This window comes from Bradyrhizobium sp. T-12 (assembly GCF_058314695.1).
In genome coordinates this window covers 63531-77881 of record NZ_JBZFQJ010000002.1, presented here as the reverse complement: position 1 = coordinate 77881, position 14351 = coordinate 63531, and the positions used below count along the sequence as shown (strand labels likewise).

Annotated in this window: 11 protein-coding genes and 3 pseudogenes; 2 read left to right on the top strand and 12 right to left on the bottom strand. The window is 58.4% G+C overall.

Annotated features, from left to right (window positions below; translation table 11 throughout):
• Positions 1 to 9 precede the first annotated feature (9 nt).
• Positions 10 to 915, top strand: coding sequence for an NAD(P)-dependent oxidoreductase (locus tag AC0WRY_RS34640; protein WP_128929762.1), 906 nt, complete (start codon positions 10 to 12; stop codon positions 913 to 915).
• 839 nt (positions 916 to 1754) lie between these two features.
• Positions 1755 to 2306: a hypothetical protein gene (locus AC0WRY_RS34635; RefSeq protein ID WP_232995603.1), complete on the top strand. Its 552-nt coding sequence runs from the start codon at positions 1755 to 1757 to the stop codon at positions 2304 to 2306.
• Positions 2307 to 2313: 7 nt separating this feature from the next.
• Here the strand turns inward: AC0WRY_RS34635 and AC0WRY_RS34630 are convergent, their stop codons facing one another.
• The 12 genes and pseudogenes from AC0WRY_RS34630 to AC0WRY_RS34575 all read right to left on the bottom strand — a co-directional run bounded on the left by AC0WRY_RS34630 (position 2314) and on the right by AC0WRY_RS34575 (position 14338).
• Entirely contained in the window at positions 2314 to 4089 is a 1776-nt protein-coding gene (locus AC0WRY_RS34630) for a phosphoenolpyruvate hydrolase family protein (protein ID WP_188637435.1), read from the bottom strand.
• Between the two features lie 34 nt (positions 4090 to 4123).
• Positions 4124 to 5236, bottom strand: coding sequence for an ABC transporter ATP-binding protein (locus tag AC0WRY_RS34625; protein WP_128929765.1), 1113 nt, complete (start codon positions 5234 to 5236; stop codon positions 4124 to 4126).
• Complete coding sequence (locus AC0WRY_RS34620; RefSeq protein WP_232995604.1) at positions 5236 to 5478, bottom strand: HAD hydrolase-like protein; 243 nt, start codon at positions 5476 to 5478, stop codon at positions 5236 to 5238. The genes AC0WRY_RS34625 and AC0WRY_RS34620 overlap by 1 nt, the downstream gene beginning before the upstream one ends.
• Positions 5479 to 5738: 260 nt before the next feature.
• On the bottom strand, positions 5739 to 6062 hold the full coding sequence (locus tag AC0WRY_RS34615; protein WP_430648592.1) for an HAD family hydrolase: 324 nt from the start codon (positions 6060 to 6062) through the stop codon (positions 5739 to 5741).
• Positions 6055 to 6687: pseudogene (locus AC0WRY_RS34610) on the bottom strand (SDR family NAD(P)-dependent oxidoreductase); the annotation flags it as partial. The pseudogene AC0WRY_RS34610 and the gene AC0WRY_RS34615, both read right to left, overlap by 8 nt.
• A gap of 136 nt (positions 6688 to 6823) precedes the next feature.
• Entirely contained in the window at positions 6824 to 7765 is a 942-nt protein-coding gene (locus AC0WRY_RS34605; protein WP_128929766.1) for a ribokinase, read from the bottom strand.
• Positions 7762 to 8526 (bottom strand): carbohydrate ABC transporter permease, encoded by a 765-nt coding sequence (locus AC0WRY_RS34600; RefSeq protein ID WP_245470880.1) that lies wholly within the window; start codon positions 8524 to 8526, stop codon positions 7762 to 7764. Before AC0WRY_RS34600 ends, AC0WRY_RS34605 begins: the two co-directional genes overlap by 4 nt.
• A gap of 107 nt (positions 8527 to 8633) precedes the next feature.
• The gene (locus AC0WRY_RS34595; RefSeq protein WP_232995606.1) at positions 8634 to 9569 is read right to left on the bottom strand and encodes a carbohydrate ABC transporter permease; all 936 of its coding nucleotides are present in this window, start codon (positions 9567 to 9569) and stop codon (positions 8634 to 8636) included.
• 85 nt (positions 9570 to 9654) lie between these two features.
• Positions 9655 to 10950, bottom strand: a pseudogene (locus AC0WRY_RS34590) (extracellular solute-binding protein).
• A 563-nt stretch (positions 10951 to 11513) separates the two neighbouring features.
• Positions 11514 to 11755, bottom strand: a pseudogene (locus AC0WRY_RS34585) (hypothetical protein); the annotation flags it as partial.
• A 13-nt stretch (positions 11756 to 11768) separates the two neighbouring features.
• Positions 11769 to 12803, bottom strand: coding sequence for an ABC transporter permease (locus AC0WRY_RS34580; protein WP_128929769.1), 1035 nt, complete (start codon positions 12801 to 12803; stop codon positions 11769 to 11771).
• A complete protein-coding gene (locus AC0WRY_RS34575; RefSeq protein ID WP_164934141.1) occupies positions 12800 to 14338 on the bottom strand; it encodes a sugar ABC transporter ATP-binding protein in 1539 nt (512 codons plus the stop codon). The genes AC0WRY_RS34580 and AC0WRY_RS34575 overlap by 4 nt, the downstream gene beginning before the upstream one ends.
• Between the last annotated feature and the right edge of the window lie 13 nt (positions 14339 to 14351).

Sequence of the window (14351 nt, the reverse complement as noted above, 5' to 3'; positions counted from 1 at the left end):
GCATGAACCATGTTCAGCGAGGCATCATCACCAAACGCAGGTCCTAGCACTGCGAAACAGAGAATAGGTCTTGTCGGCGTCGGGCGAATGGGAACTGGAATGGGTATTAGCCTGATGCGTCATCAAATTGAACTGCATATCAAAGCCAACAAGAATCGTTTCGGTGCGAATCGATTTGCTTCAGCCGGTGCCCGTGAACATCCTTCGATCGCTGAGTTGGCGCAACATGTAAGCGCTGTGGTGTTGTCCCTACCGTCAAGCCGCGAGGTTGAGGCAGTGTGCCTTGGGCAGGATGGGCTTTTTGTCCATATGTCCCGTGGCGGTTTGATAATTGACTGCACGACATCTTATCCTGCTTCGACAGTTACACTGGCGGAGCAGGCTCAAGAACATGGCCTAGGTTTTGTAGATGCCCCAGTAACACGTAGCCCCGAACAAGCTGAGTTCGGCCTTCTCAATGCGATCGTTGGATCGAACGAGACGCTCTTTCCTGTGGCGGAAGGCATTCTTGCTGCATTTTGTGAGACCGTTCTTCATGTCGGAGAAGTCGGACAGGGTCATAAGCTCAAGCTTGTTTACAACAGCATGACTATGGGCATAGCGGCCGTCGCAGCAGAGGTCTGCCAATTCGCAAAGGCTCTTGACATTGATCTTGTAACACTCCGCTCTCTGGTCAGCCGCGGTTCCACTAACAGCGGAATATTCCAAGCCTTCGCTGCCTTTTTGTTGGGCGAAAAACCCGATGTTCTGGCCGTCTCAATTGCCAATTCCGCAAAGGATATTAATTGCGCTGTGCGCCTAGCGGGCGAGAACGTAGTTTCGGTGCCGATCCTAGCTGCGGCTGCGAACAAGTTAAACGCCTCGGTTGCCTCGGGCAAAGGCGAACTGACTCTACCTCATTTGTCTCACTCATAAAGTCTTCGGTCTAATCGAATTTTACTATCTCACTGCCTTTGGAGGTACGGGCGTGTTCCTTCAATGCCGAGAGCGTGGAAGGGTCCCGCCCTTGAGGATTGGCGCGCTCGTTAGCGACACTCGCGCTTCAATGAATGAGATGCCTAGTGTCCTTTAAGAAAAAGCCGCTGTCAGATTTCTCCAACAGCGGCTTAAGTTGAGGGAGGAAGGCAGACGAACCGGTCTGCCAGCGGAGCCGAAGGCTATCGTTAGCAGGCGACAAATCGGATAGTTGGTCGCCCAACGCATCGACATAGGACGCCGGAGACCACCGCGACCAAATTACCGATTGAATTAGATTTTCCTGGTGCCCCCCAGTTCGGAGAGATTCCGGACGAGACGCTGGACCAGGCTGGAGACTTGCGCCGCCACTCTCGCATTCGGAGAGCGAGGGTCGGCACGGGCTTTGGCGCTTGCGCGTGATCCAGACCATTGAAGGTTGCGGTGAAGCGGAACACCTCTTTCCCATCACTGGCGGCCGCGAGATTTCCCCTTAGTGGCCGCGAAAGGATCCAGCGGGTGATTTTTGCTTCAGCTTCAACCAACCACCGACAAGGGTGACGCCGGCTTTCACACGCACGGATTGAAACATTTACAGGCGAGGCTCCATCCGGGACCGACGCTTGGCCGTCCGCCAAATAATGAGACACGAATTTCCTCCCGGAGCATTCTCAACAATAGGAGGTCTAGACCGGGCTGAAGCATTGTATAACATCGGCGATACTTCCGGGTGGGTAAGAATGGGTATAGTCAGCTGCAAGCTTGCCACGCGCTTAACGGCCGCATCTAGAGGCGCGCCCTTGGAAATCTACGCGCCGTCCCTGCGGAGCTTTCCAGCAGACTCGATGCTCGTAATGGCGACTTTACCTGTCGTCGACTGGAATGACTGTCTTTTGCGAGATTTGCGCAGCCTCGACAAGCAAGCGTCCATTCGCGCCTACGCGGCGATGGTCATGATCGATCCCTTTGCCTGTTGGGAGGATTTTGCCGACTTGCTGAAAGAGGCGAGAATCTCCGGCGTCACAAATTTCCCACCTGCATCTATCATTGAGCAGGCTACGGATGGCATGCCAATTAACTCCGGACTGGAGCTCGAACTTCGACGTATGGAATGGTTCGCCAGCCTGGGATTCAAAATCCTGTTTGTTGCTGCCAAGGATTCTGAGATCACGATGGCAGAGACGAGACTTGGAGCGCATCTCGAAGGTATTGTGTATTTGCCCGAAGAGGCTCTTGCGCGTAGGATTTGCGACGAAATGGGGTTGATCAGCCTTGGCCAACAGGCATCGTCGATGCCAAGGTTCTCGTTTTTGCATGCGACTACGTCGCAGCAAACCCGACGCAAGAAATGAGGGTAGGCTATTCTAGGATCCGCAGTTTCTTTATCTTGTTGTAAAGCGTCTTCCTTGAAAGCCCAAGAGATTGTGCGGTCTTGCCACGGTGGAGCCTGTTTCGTTTTAGGCCTTCGATGAACCACTCGCGCTCGGAGAATGCTCCTTTGGGCCGAGCGGGCGACGTCGAGTTCAGAAGCGGCTTGAGGACGTCAGCAGTTATATGCGCGTCTTTCACCATCACCAGTTGATTGACGATCTGGCGCAATTCTCTCAAATTTCCGGGCCAATGGTGGCCCGCTAACGCCAAGAACGCGGACTTCTCTATTGCCAGCGTTTGTGCATTCGAATCCCCCTTGGCTTCGACGGCAAAATGCTGAATGAGCTGTGGAAGGTCCTCCAGACGGTTTGGCAAAGCGGGTTGTTCTATGTCAAGCCCGGCAAAGAAGGCAAGAAGGCGGGGACATAGAACACTTTCCAAGCTTGCTCCGCGGGTCACTGTCGCGGTTGCGATGATCCGGGCGTTTGACCTTACAACGGATACGCCGTTCAGCGGCGTGAAAGTACCCGTCTCGAGATAGTCCGCGAGACGCTCTTGCCCATCTCGCGACAGCTGATCGACATGCGTCAGCAGGAGCGCGGAATCACTTGCGGCTTCGAGGAGCGACAGTTGGCGCCTCCTATTCTCAGCGCTCTCGGCACCGAACAGCGCACCGACCGTGTCGATTGCCGGCCCTCGGCGGCAATGAAACAGCGCGGCCTTCGTGTGTCTCCGATCGCTAAAGGCATGGACGAGGTTCGCTATCCTTCGCTTTCCCGATCCCGCCTCGCCCCACACCAGCACAGAATTGGGATTACTTGCCAAGCGCCTTGCAGTCTCAAGCACGTGCTTCATGATCGAGGACTGCGCGATGACGCCATGCCGGAATCCGCTCAACTGGAGCTGGCGCTCGAGGAGATCGACCTTCTCTCGCAATAAGTGGATGGTCTTAAAGCCCGAGGTTACCTCGAGAACTGACATTTCGAGCGGGATGCGGTCGAGCGACGAACCGCCAATGAAACCCTGCACACCCGTTTCTCGGCAGATGTCCAGGAGTTCGTCAGGCTTCGTGATTGGCCCGCCACCAAGCAGGCAAATTGCGTTCACGTCGACGGATTGAGCGACACGCGCAACAGCGCTCGTTCGCGCGGCAAGCTCCGACAGGCTGATCGACAAGTCGCATCCGCTTTCGACAGCGCGGTTGAGATTGAAGTTGATACAGATGGCTTCAGCTCCAGCTTCAACCATGCGCCTTGCTTCGGACTGGGTGCGAGTATAAGCGATGGTCATTAGGCCGCGTTTTGCGGCTTTGACCAGGAGTTCGATTTCCCGCTCGTAGCCGAGCCCGCAACTTTCAAGCAGTGATCTCCTGTAGTCATCAATGTGGATGACGGACGGGAAATTGGTGACGCCTGAAAAACCCCATCGCATGATGCGGTCGAGAAAGCGGTCGATATCCAGCTGCGGATCGAAGGTACAAGCGCCAAAAAATACCGGCAATTTCGTTGAGGGCAGGATCTCGGTCCGGCCGAAGCCCGCCACGAATTCGTTTGTATTGCGGATTGGAAGAATTGAGGCTGGCGAAGAGCCCCCCATCGCGCGAAATCGGCCGGCGTTAAGGGCGAGAACGAAATCCGCGCCCGCCCGTTCGGCCGCTCGCGCGGTCATGCCCGATCCTATTCCAGCCCCAAGCATAAAGGAGCGGGAGTTGCGGAAGAACCGCCTGATGCCGCCGCCCTTTGCCTGGTCTGTCCGCGTGTGCATGACTTGCCCGCCTCCTGCACGGCGGTTGCGAAAACTAGCTCCAATTTGCGGGCGCGTGCAACCGGCGCAGCGCCTTTCCGTTCGTCACGAACAGGTGGCAGTCCGCCGGCGACGCCGCAAGACGAACCTTGCCAGACCTCTTCTGTGACTCCGGCTTTGGCGCCTTTGCGACCACCGATTCCTTGCCAGCGTTTCCGTAGATGTAGGTGACGCTGCCAAGATGCTCGACGAAATCGACGTCGAGTTCGATCGCGATCTCTTTCCTCTCCGCCGCAGATGGAGAGAAGTCATCGGGGCGAATTCCGAGTGTGATCGGCTTGCCGACGAGCAATTGATCCGGCTGCACGGGGACGGAGACTGTCGCCCCGGCGTCGAGCCTGACGTCCATGCCCGCCTCGTGCGCCGCCTCGATGTGGCCGCCCAGGAAATTCATCTTGGGTGAGCCGATGAATCCGGCCACAAACCGGGATGCCGGATTGTGATAGAGATCATGCGGGCTTCCCACCTGCTCGATGTTGCCGTCCTTGAGTACGACGATCTTGTCGGCCATTGTCATGGCTTCCACCTGGTCGTGTGTCACGTAGATCATGGTATTCCCAAGCTGCTTGTGGAGCTTGGCAATCTGAACCCGCATCTGCACCCGCAATTCGGTATCAAGGTTCGACAGGGGTTCGTCGAATAGGAACACCTTGGGTTCGCGAACAATTGCGCGGCCAATCGCAACGCGCTGACGCTGGCCGCCCGAGAGTTGTCGGGGTTTTCGGTCCAGAAGATGATCGATCTGTAGCAGCGACGCAGTCTCGGCGACCCTGGTCTCGATCCCGGTCTTCGCAACCTTTGCCATTCGCAGAGGAAAGGCAAGGTTCTCGCGCACAGTCATGTGCGGATAGAGCGCGTAGCTCTGAAACACCATCCCGAGGTTTCGATCCGCCGCATCGACATCATTGACGAGCTCGTTGTCAATCAGAAGCCGGCCGCCGCTGATTCGTTCTAGTCCTCCAATCATTCGCAACAGCGTCGACTTGCCCGATCCCGAAGGTCCGACGAACACGACGAACTCGCCGTGATCGATGGTGAGATCAATGTTCCGCAGGATCTGGATTGTCCCATAGGCCTTGTTGACGCCTTCCAAACGAACATCGGCCATCACGAACTCCTCTGTCGAATCCGTTCGACCAGCGCCGCCGGGACCTCAATCTCTGCCAGGCTGGAGACGATAAAATCAGGTGGCACCAGGGATGGGTCTTCGCGGGGCGGCACGCCGGTCGTGACCAGCACCGTCGGTAGCTTCGCTCGCTTTCCGGCCTGGATATCCGTCTGGATCTGGTCGCCAATCATCAATGTGGCGTTGCGCGCCGTCCCGAGACGGGAAAGTGCCGTCTCGATCATGTGCGGCTCAGGTTTCCCGACAATCAAGGGCTTCACGCCTGTGGCAGCAGCTACAGCTGTGATCGTTGCTCCTGCTCCAGGTTCGAAACCGCCTGCGGTCGGCAGGAGGAGATCGGGGTTGGTGCCGACGAATGCGGCACCGTTCAGGATCGCTTCGACCGCAATCCGCAGCTTCTCATGCGTTATCTAGCGATCGAGGCCCATGACCACGGCATCGGGTTCGCGATCGGTCACATCGAGCCCCGCTTCGGTGATGGCCTTCACCAGCGATGGCGCGCCCACGACGAATACGCGCGTTGCATCCTTGTATGTCGCGCGAATGAGCTCGGCGGCAGTGATGGCGCTCGTGACAACGTCTTTCGGCGTGACGACAAGCCCGAAACTCGCAAGTTTGCGGAGACATCTTCGGGGGTATGGGTGGAATTGTTAGTCACGAAGCAGAACGGCAATCCTGCCGTCTGCCAAGCTCCAAATGTCTGGATAGCATCTGGTATCGCCGCGTTGCCGCGATAAACCACGCCATCGAGATCCGAAATGATACCTTTGACTTGCGGCCAGTTATGGGCCGGGGCGGTATTAGCCATTCATCAGCATCCCGCCGTTCACGTGAAGAATCTGCCCGGTCATATATGAGGCCGCGGGGCTTGCGAGAAAGACAGCAAGACCCGCGATATTCTCCGGTAGACCCACGCGTCCCAGCGGGATCCGGCCACTATGGCGGGCTTCGGTCTCCTCCCGGGGACGCCCGTGCATGGGCGTGTCGATAATGCCAGGGGCGATTGCGTTGACATTGATCTTGAGCGGCGCGCATTCGTAGGCGAGCAGCTTGGTGAGATCGTGGACGATCGCCTTGGACAAGCAGTAGTCGGCGCCGCCAGCCTGATAGTTGAAGACTGCACCTTGCGAGGACAGCGAGGAGCCGACGTTGACGATACGGCCACCTTTCGCCTTCATGAACCGGTCGACCACCAGTTTGGAGGAGCGCAGGACAGCGACTGAGTTGATCTGGATCGTGCGCTCGATCTTTTCCGAATTGCCGTTCAGGAGCGGCTCGGCAGACTTGATGCCGGCGTTATTCACCAGCACATCGAGCCGGCCGAAACGTCTGGCAATCTCATCTAGCACCCTTGCGACATCGTCCTCCCGCGCGACATCCATCGCCATTGGCAGTACGCCGTTGCCATGGGGCAGGCCAGCCAAGGTCTCCCTGAGGTTTGCGAGATTAGCATCGGTGGCAAGGACATTCGCCCCTCCCGCCCGGAATGCATTGAAACAATGGCCGACCCGATGCCTCCACCGGCTCCGGTTACGAGCACCGTTCTATCCGAAACTGAGAACTGTTCAGTCATTCCAACTCCAGGATCGTTTGTGATTGCAGAAATTCGCCAACCGCCTCGCGGCTCGGCATCGAGCTTTGAGCACCGCGGCGCGTCACGCACAGGGCTGCCACCGCGAGCGCCCTTCGTACGGCTTCCCTCAAGGGCAGGCTCTCAGCCAATGAAGCGGCGAAGGCGCCATTGAAAGCATCCCCTGCGGCCGTGGTATCCACGACCTTCACCGGGAAGGCGCGCAGAGAAAAAGATTGCTTCTTGTCGGCATAGTAAGCGCCCTGCGCGCCCAAGGTGATTAGGGCGGCAGCTGGACCGAGATCGAGAAGCTTTAAGGCCGCGCCCGCGGCTGTGTGGAAGTCGAGGACTTCGATCCCTGTGAGCTCAAAGGCTTCCGTCTGGTTCGGCGTGACGAAGTCAACGCTTGCCCACGCGGCCGGTGAAAGCCCGGGCCTGACCGGCGCCGGCTTGAAGATGAGTTCAAAACCCTTGTCCGCCTTCATCTCGAAGAGCCGATTAAGGGCCGAGATCGGCATCCCCATTTCCGCAACAACGATTGCATCGCGCGCGATGAACTCGGCCGCGCGCTCGATCATCTCGGGTGTCACGTTCAAATTCGTGCCAGGGTCTATGACGATCATGTTCGAGCCGTCGTCGCCGACCATGACCAGGGCTGAACCGGAGACCTCGCCCGCAGAGATCTGAATGGCATCTGCGCGAACGCCGGCCTGCATCAGGGACTGCAACAGCCAGTGGCCGGCATCGTCATCGCCGAGACGCGTGTAGAAATGTGGCTTGAGGCCAAGCCGGGCGGCAGCAACGGCCTGATTGGCGCCCTTGCCTCCGGGGTAACGGGTCAAGCCGCCCATCAGGCTTTCACCTGGAGTCGGCAGTCGCTCGACGTTGAAGCAGAGATCGAGATTCGTCGTTCCGAAGAACATCAATGGCCGGGTGTTCATTTTACGGCACCGAAGGTGAGGCCGCGTTCGAGGTGACGCTGGCCAATGACGATCAGGATGACGGGAATGATCATCGTCACGACGAGCCCGGCCGCCATGACGGGATAGAACTGCACGCCCGGATTGAGAAGCTTGAGCAGAGCGACCGTCACCGGCGCCTTGGTCGAGCTCAGCATTAGACCGAGGGCAAAATTGTGCCAGGCGAGCAGGAAGATGAGCAATGAGGCTCCGATCAGTCCTGGCTTCAACAGTGGCAGCACGATGTGCAGCACGACGCGAACGGGTTTGGCGCCGTCCATGGCAGCCGCCTCCTCGATGTCCTTGGGGATGTCCTCGATGTAGGAGCGGCTCAGCCAGACGATCATCGGCAGTGTGACCACCTGGTAGACCCAGATCATGCCGAGATAGGTGTCATATAGCCCGATGGTCTGGAATACGCTGAAGAGCGGGATGACGACCAGGAGAACCGGGGCAAAGCGGAATCCAAGAATGAAGAACGCAATGTCCTCTTTGAGAGGTATGTCGCGCCGCGCCAGCACGTAGCCGGCCGGCACGCCCACGAGCAGAGACACGATGACCGAGCCCAGCGCTATGACGACGCTGTTGGTGATCGGCGTCAAGAAATCGACTTTGATGGTGCCATAGCTGGTCGCCCCCGCCTGGGCGACATCAAACAGCACGCGAAAATTCTCCAGGGTCGGCGAGAACAGAAAGGTCGGTGGCCAGGTCATGACTTCGGCCTGCTGCTTCAGCGACATCATCAATATCCAGATAAGCGGAAAAGCTAGGATAAATGCGCAAACGCCCACGAGCAGGTTGAGGATCAGATTGGCGGGAGTCGAACGATTGACGCGCATGCGCGGCCTCTTCAGCTGACGCGCTGGCGAACAAAGCGCCAGAGCTTGACCATGGCGAACGTCCCGACTAGCACGATCAGCCAATTGACCACCATCAGTGCGGCGCCACGCCCAAAAGCGAGATTCTGGAACGCGGTGATGTAGGCACGTACCGAAAGAACCGAAGTGCTGTTGCCGGGCCCGCCTTGGGTTGTCCCGAAGATGATGTCGAACTGGTTGAGAGACTCGATCAGCCGAAACACCGCCGCGATCAGAATGTAGGGAGCAATCAGAGGCTGCTCGATGTGCAGAAAGGTCGCCAAGCCCTTCGCACCGTTAACGCGCGCGGCTTCTCTCACCTCTTCATTGATGCCCTGAAGGCCGGCGAAGATGATGAGTGCGAAGAAGGGCGTGTAGGTCCATACGTCGATCAGGACCAGGGAGAACATTGCGGTCACGGGATCTGAGATCCAGGCAAATCGGCCGATCCCGACAAGCGACAACAGATAATTCATGATCCCGTTTTGTGGGTCCATCATGGTCGTCCACATGAGCGCTACGCTCATCGGGGGTAGGACGAGGGGCAGGAGAATGACCGGCCGCATCACGCGGGCCAGGAAGACTTCGGTCGCGAACAGCTTGGCAAGCGCGAGACCGAAGGCTGCCTCGGCAAGGACGGCGGATCCAGAGTAGACCAGCGTCGCGCGAATGCTATTCCAGAAATCCTCTGTCTTAATCAGCGCCGCGTAATTGTTGAGGCCGATGAAGTGGACCAAGGGGCGACCGAACCTGAGGTCAGTCAACGACTGATAGACGCCGTAGAAGAACAGAAGCAGAAATCCTACAAGTATGACGATGGCTGGCGCAATTGCTGCAATGCTCCACCAGTCAAGACGCGGCTCCTCAGCGCTCTTGATCCGCCGATCCTGTGAGGAGGCAAGTTGGCTGGCCGAAGACTGCAGCGTCACGATTGCGTCGTATCCTCGAAGTTCCATATGACTACATCTCTAATTGCAAGAAGGGGCAGCGGGTCGCCGCCGCCCCCTCGGCACTTCACATGGTCGATCGGATTTCGGCCGCGAGGTCTGTCAATGTCGCCTTCACGTCAGCTCCGTTGACCATTTTCTGCATGGCAACGGCCCAGGCATTCATTGCTTCGGCAAAGCCGACGCGAGCTGTAAAGGCCAGCTTTGCCCGGTCCTGCACGCTCTTGAACGTGTCGACAAAGTTGTTGAATTCAGGCTTTGCCGCGTATTCGAGCCATGCCTTGTCAGTCCAGGTCGAGGTGCGCGGAGAGTTGACGAGCTTGCCGGCCACGGCACCGTTGAGCTTCACTTGCTTCGAAGTCGCCCATTGGATGAAGAGCCACGCAGCTCCCTTCTTTTGCGATGCCGCATTCATCGCCAAAGACCAGATCCAGATGTTGGATTCGAAGTTTTTGGCATTCGGAGCACGCAAGGGCGGCGCAAATGCTATTTTGCCTGAGGCTGGCTTGCCGGCAACGTCGTTCCAAAAGCCAAACATGTTGGAATCGATCGCCATGGCTGTGCGGCCGGAATTGATGCCTTCGACCACCTGGTACCAATTGTCGTTAGCAAAGGAGGGCGCCGCGCACTTCTTGATCATGTCCACATAGTCCTTGTGGAAAGCGATCGACTCGGGTGAGTCGAGGCCGGTGTCGAGCTTACCGTCCTTGACGGTGAAATCGTGCACCCCGTAGGACCTGGCGATCGAGATTGCGGCCGTGTGGATGCTGCTCCAGAACCGCACACCGCGGACGCCAAGGGGCGTAATCGTCGGATCGGCAGCCTTCAGCTTTTCGCATGCCGCGGACATCTCCGGCGGGGTCGTAGGGACCTTGATGCCATACTTGTCGAGGATGTCCTTCCGTTAGAACAGTTGGATATTCTCGAAGCCATGCGGAATGGCCCACACCTGCCCGCTTCCCGGCTCGATCTGGCCTTCCTTGACCTTCCAAGTCAGCGCATCTCGTAGTGCTGGGAAGAAATCCTTGTAATCGTAGCCGGCCGCCGTAAGTTTCGGATCGTTCAGATAGCGGTCGAGGGGCTCAAGCAATTGACCGGGCGCAAGATCCCAAGCCGGTTGAATGCCCGTACCGACAACGTCCCAGCTTGGTGATTTGGTGCTGAGCTGGATCGTCAACTTATTCCAATACGCATCGTCCGGATAAAGCTCCGGCGTCACCTTGATGCCGGTAAGCTTCTCGAATTCCGGCAGCTGGGCTGCAACCGCATCGGCATATGGATGAATATCGGAGGCCCAGACGATCGACTCGCCTTCGAACTGGCGCCAATTGATGTCGTCTGCCTTGGCGTGGGTAAGCGCCATGGCCGTTCCGGCCAAAAGCGTGGAGCAGATAAGGGTAGCTTTCCTAGCAAAATTTGCTGAACGGTCCGGACAAGCAGCGTACTTCCTTGGCATGATTCCCCTCCGGTGAGCTCTTTGGCCCGTAAACCTCGTGCCCCCTCCTCTTCGAGAGGCCGCAGTGTCGGCAAGGCTAGCGCCCGCTGTTCCGTCGTAAGCGGTTTTCCGAACTCTCTTTGGGTAAGATTGGGTAACGTCGAACAATCGGTAGTTCAGAAAGTGATCCGCGGATCGCGTCAGGCGTACTCAAGCCACGTTGTCTACCAATTTGCTGGACTGGCAGCAGTCATCCTCAAGGATCAATTAGCAAACTTATGACGCTGACGCCTCGTAGCTTCGGCAGTCAAACGACAGTCGATTGTCCTGGGATGTGGCGGCTCCGAAATCTCTTGTGCACGCGCCGGTTAGCGAGGTTCACAATGACCGTTCTCGAGTGCGCGATAGGGCAAAGGTTTCAATCCTCCACTGCAGTACTTCACACGGTTTTCCGTCTTCCGTACCGTTCCTCCGAATGCGCCGAGACGGCTTTAAGCTGCAAGAACCGTCATCAGGAATCTCCGGACCTCTGTCTTCAGCCGCGCGCTGTCGTTGGACAGCATCTGCGCGTAGGTGAGCAGTTAACTCGAAGCCGAGCCGGTCTCCGTTGCGCGGCGCTTCACGTCGGCTATGCTCGAAGCCACTCGGCGGGCCCCGTGTGTGCCTCCTGGATATTGGAGGAGATCTCTTGCGTAACAGCTCCTTGTTCGTCAACCGCGCACAAGATCGCCGACCAAGAACTAAGTTCAACGGCGGCGTGGGCCAAGCGTGTAACTCATCAGCAACGCGACCACGAGCAGCACTCCCTGAACGAAGCTTTGCGCGTAGTACGGGAAATTGAACATTGTCAGTCCGTTGATTAGTGTGGCGACGAAGACCGCGCCAACCAGCGTACCGACGGCATTCGCTTTGTTGGCGCCAAGCACGGCATATCCCACGAGCGCGGCGGACACGGCCTGCAGCAAGTACGCGTCGCCCACATTGACGTCGCCCCGGTTGGAGCGGGCCGCTAACATGACTCCGGCGATTGCTGCCAACGCGCCGGAGATCAGGTATGCCGCCATGCGATAACGCGCCACGCGGATGCCGGCCGCCGCGGCTGCGATCGGATTGCCCCCAACGGCGTAGAAGGCCCGCCCCCACCGCGTGTAATTGAGCAGCACAATGACGACGATGAATATCAGACCTGCGACCACGACTGACGCTGGGATACCGAACAGCCGCCCACCACCTAGCCAGCCGAATAGCGGCGAGAACTTGCCCGGAGCGACATTGCCGTTGAACGACATACCCTCCGCGATCGACTGGCCCGAGACGCCGAGCAAGGTCAACCCGTTGATGAGGAACAAGCCGGAGAGCGTTGCCACCAGATCGGGGATGCGGGCGTAGACAATGAGAAAAGTGTTGAATAGGCCGACCGCGACGCCCGCCGCCACGGCGATCAGAATCGCTGGGGCGCCACCGAGGTCGCCGATCACCATCGCCGCGGTTGCTGCCATCACCGCAAGCGACATCGACGCTCCTACGGACAGGTCGAATCCGCCGACCGTCATCGAAACCGTGGCGCCAAGCCCGATCACCGCGACCACCGAGGCCGCTTGCAGGATAAACATTGCATTGGCGAACGTGCGGAAGAACGGCTGCTGCCAGGAGAAGAACAGAATCATCAGCACCAGAACGGCCAAAAGCCCGTAGCGGTAGATGAAGACTTTCAGCTTTTCCGCGCTGCCGCGGGTGGATCCAGGCTCGGCCGGCTGCGCGAGCGAGTTTTGGATTGTCATTGAAGGGTGCCCCCACTTACGCCTTGCCGAGCTGCACCGGTCCGGCTCATGATTTCAGAAAGCTCTTCGGAGCTGAGCGCATCCGCCATAACTTCGCCCGCGATCGCTCCTTCGACCATAATGAGTACGCGGTCGGCGACCTCCACCACTTCCTCAGGGTCCGACGACGAGACTACGACCGAGTTGTACTCCGAGAAAGCCCGCAGCGCGTCCGAGATGATGCCGCGCGCTCCGATGTCGATTCCCCGGAACGGTTCGTCAAGAATTAGAAGTGACCAGCCGTGCTTGAGCCAGCGGCCGACTAACAGCTTCTGCTGATTGCCTCCCGACAGCGCCTCGATGGGGGCATCCCAGCCGGGACACTTGACGTTGTAGTCACGGATGATATCCTGGGTGAATGCCACTTCTTTATGTAGGTCGATGAAGCCATAGCGGCTGAAGAATCCCATTGCGCCGATCGAGCAATGCTTCGCCAGGCCCTCGCCAGGGAAGATCGATTGCTTCGCGCGCTCCTCCGGCACCATCGCCACGCCCCTCGTCAGCGCATCGGCTGCGTCGCGCGGCTTGAAGGGCCGATCGTTGAGCAGCATCTTGCCCGAAACCAGCGGCATAGCACCGTAAATCTGTTCCAGAAGCTCGGTCTTCCCGGCGCCAACGAGCCCGGTGATACCGATCACCTCGCCCTTGCGGAACGTCAGGTCGACGGGCACCGCATCGGGCCGCACACGCAAGCCGCGTCCGACAAACACCGGCACCTGGTCCGAGCGGCGGATGACATGTTTCGCCGACAAGATCAGATCGCCGAGAATTGATGTCGCTATCGCATTCGTATCGAGCGGTGACTGGTGCTCGGAAACGATCTGACCATTGCGCAAAACGACTGCGCGGTTGCATAGTTGCTGGCTCTCGCTCATGCGGTGCGAGACGTAAAGCACCGCGATACCGCGCCGCTTGAGGTCCGCCACCGCCTCGAACAATTTTTCCGCTTCACGCGCCGACAGCGTCGAAGTCGGCTCGTCGAGGATCAACAGCTTAGGGTTCTTCACTAGGGCGCGCGCGATCGCCACCTCCTGCCGACCGCTCGCTGACAGTTCCTCCACCGGAGCTTCCAGCGGTAGCTTGAGGCCCAACTTCTGCTGCACCTGCTGCGCGCGGTCCATGACGCTGCGGCGGTTGAGAAAGAAGGGCGAGTCGGCGGTCGAGAGATCGTCGAGCAGCAAATTTTCTGCCACTGTCATGCCGAACACCACGGCATCGTCGATGTTCTGGTGAACGGTCGCGATGCCGCAGTCACGCGCTTCGGTCGGCGAGCGGATTTCGGTCCGCTCGCCCTCGATCAGGATTTCGCCGGACGTGCGCAGGAAATTGCCGGAGAGCACTTTGATGAGCGTGGACTTGCCGGCGCCGTTGGCACCGAGCAGACCCAGCGTCTCGCCCGGCATAATCGAGAAGCTCACACCCTTTAGCGCTTGCGTGGCACCGAAGCGCTTGGTGATGTTGCGGAACTCGACGAGGGCTCTCGTTCGCTCGGACATAGGGCAACCTCCA

Coding starts and splice junctions, on each gene's coding strand:
- AC0WRY_RS34640 (WP_128929762.1), top strand. CDS start 10: ATGTTCAGCGAGGCATCATCACCAAACGCAGGTCCTAGCACTGCGAAA.
- AC0WRY_RS34630 (WP_188637435.1), bottom strand. CDS start 4,089: ATGCACACGCGGACAGACCAGGCAAAGGGCGGCGGCATCAGGCGGTTC.
- AC0WRY_RS34625 (WP_128929765.1), bottom strand. CDS start 5,236: ATGGCCGATGTTCGTTTGGAAGGCGTCAACAAGGCCTATGGGACAATC.
- AC0WRY_RS34620 (WP_232995604.1), bottom strand. CDS start 5,478: ATGATCGAGACGGCACTTTCCCGTCTCGGGACGGCGCGCAACGCCACA.
- AC0WRY_RS34615 (WP_430648592.1), bottom strand. CDS start 6,062: ATGGCTAATACCGCCCCGGCCCATAACTGGCCGCAAGTCAAAGGTATC.
- AC0WRY_RS34605 (WP_128929766.1), bottom strand. CDS start 7,765: ATGAACACCCGGCCATTGATGTTCTTCGGAACGACGAATCTCGATCTC.
- AC0WRY_RS34600 (WP_245470880.1), bottom strand. CDS start 8,526: ATGATGTCGCTGAAGCAGCAGGCCGAAGTCATGACCTGGCCACCGACC.
- AC0WRY_RS34580 (WP_128929769.1), bottom strand. CDS start 12,803: ATGACAATCCAAAACTCGCTCGCGCAGCCGGCCGAGCCTGGATCCACC.
- AC0WRY_RS34575 (WP_164934141.1), bottom strand. CDS start 14,338: ATGTCCGAGCGAACGAGAGCCCTCGTCGAGTTCCGCAACATCACCAAG.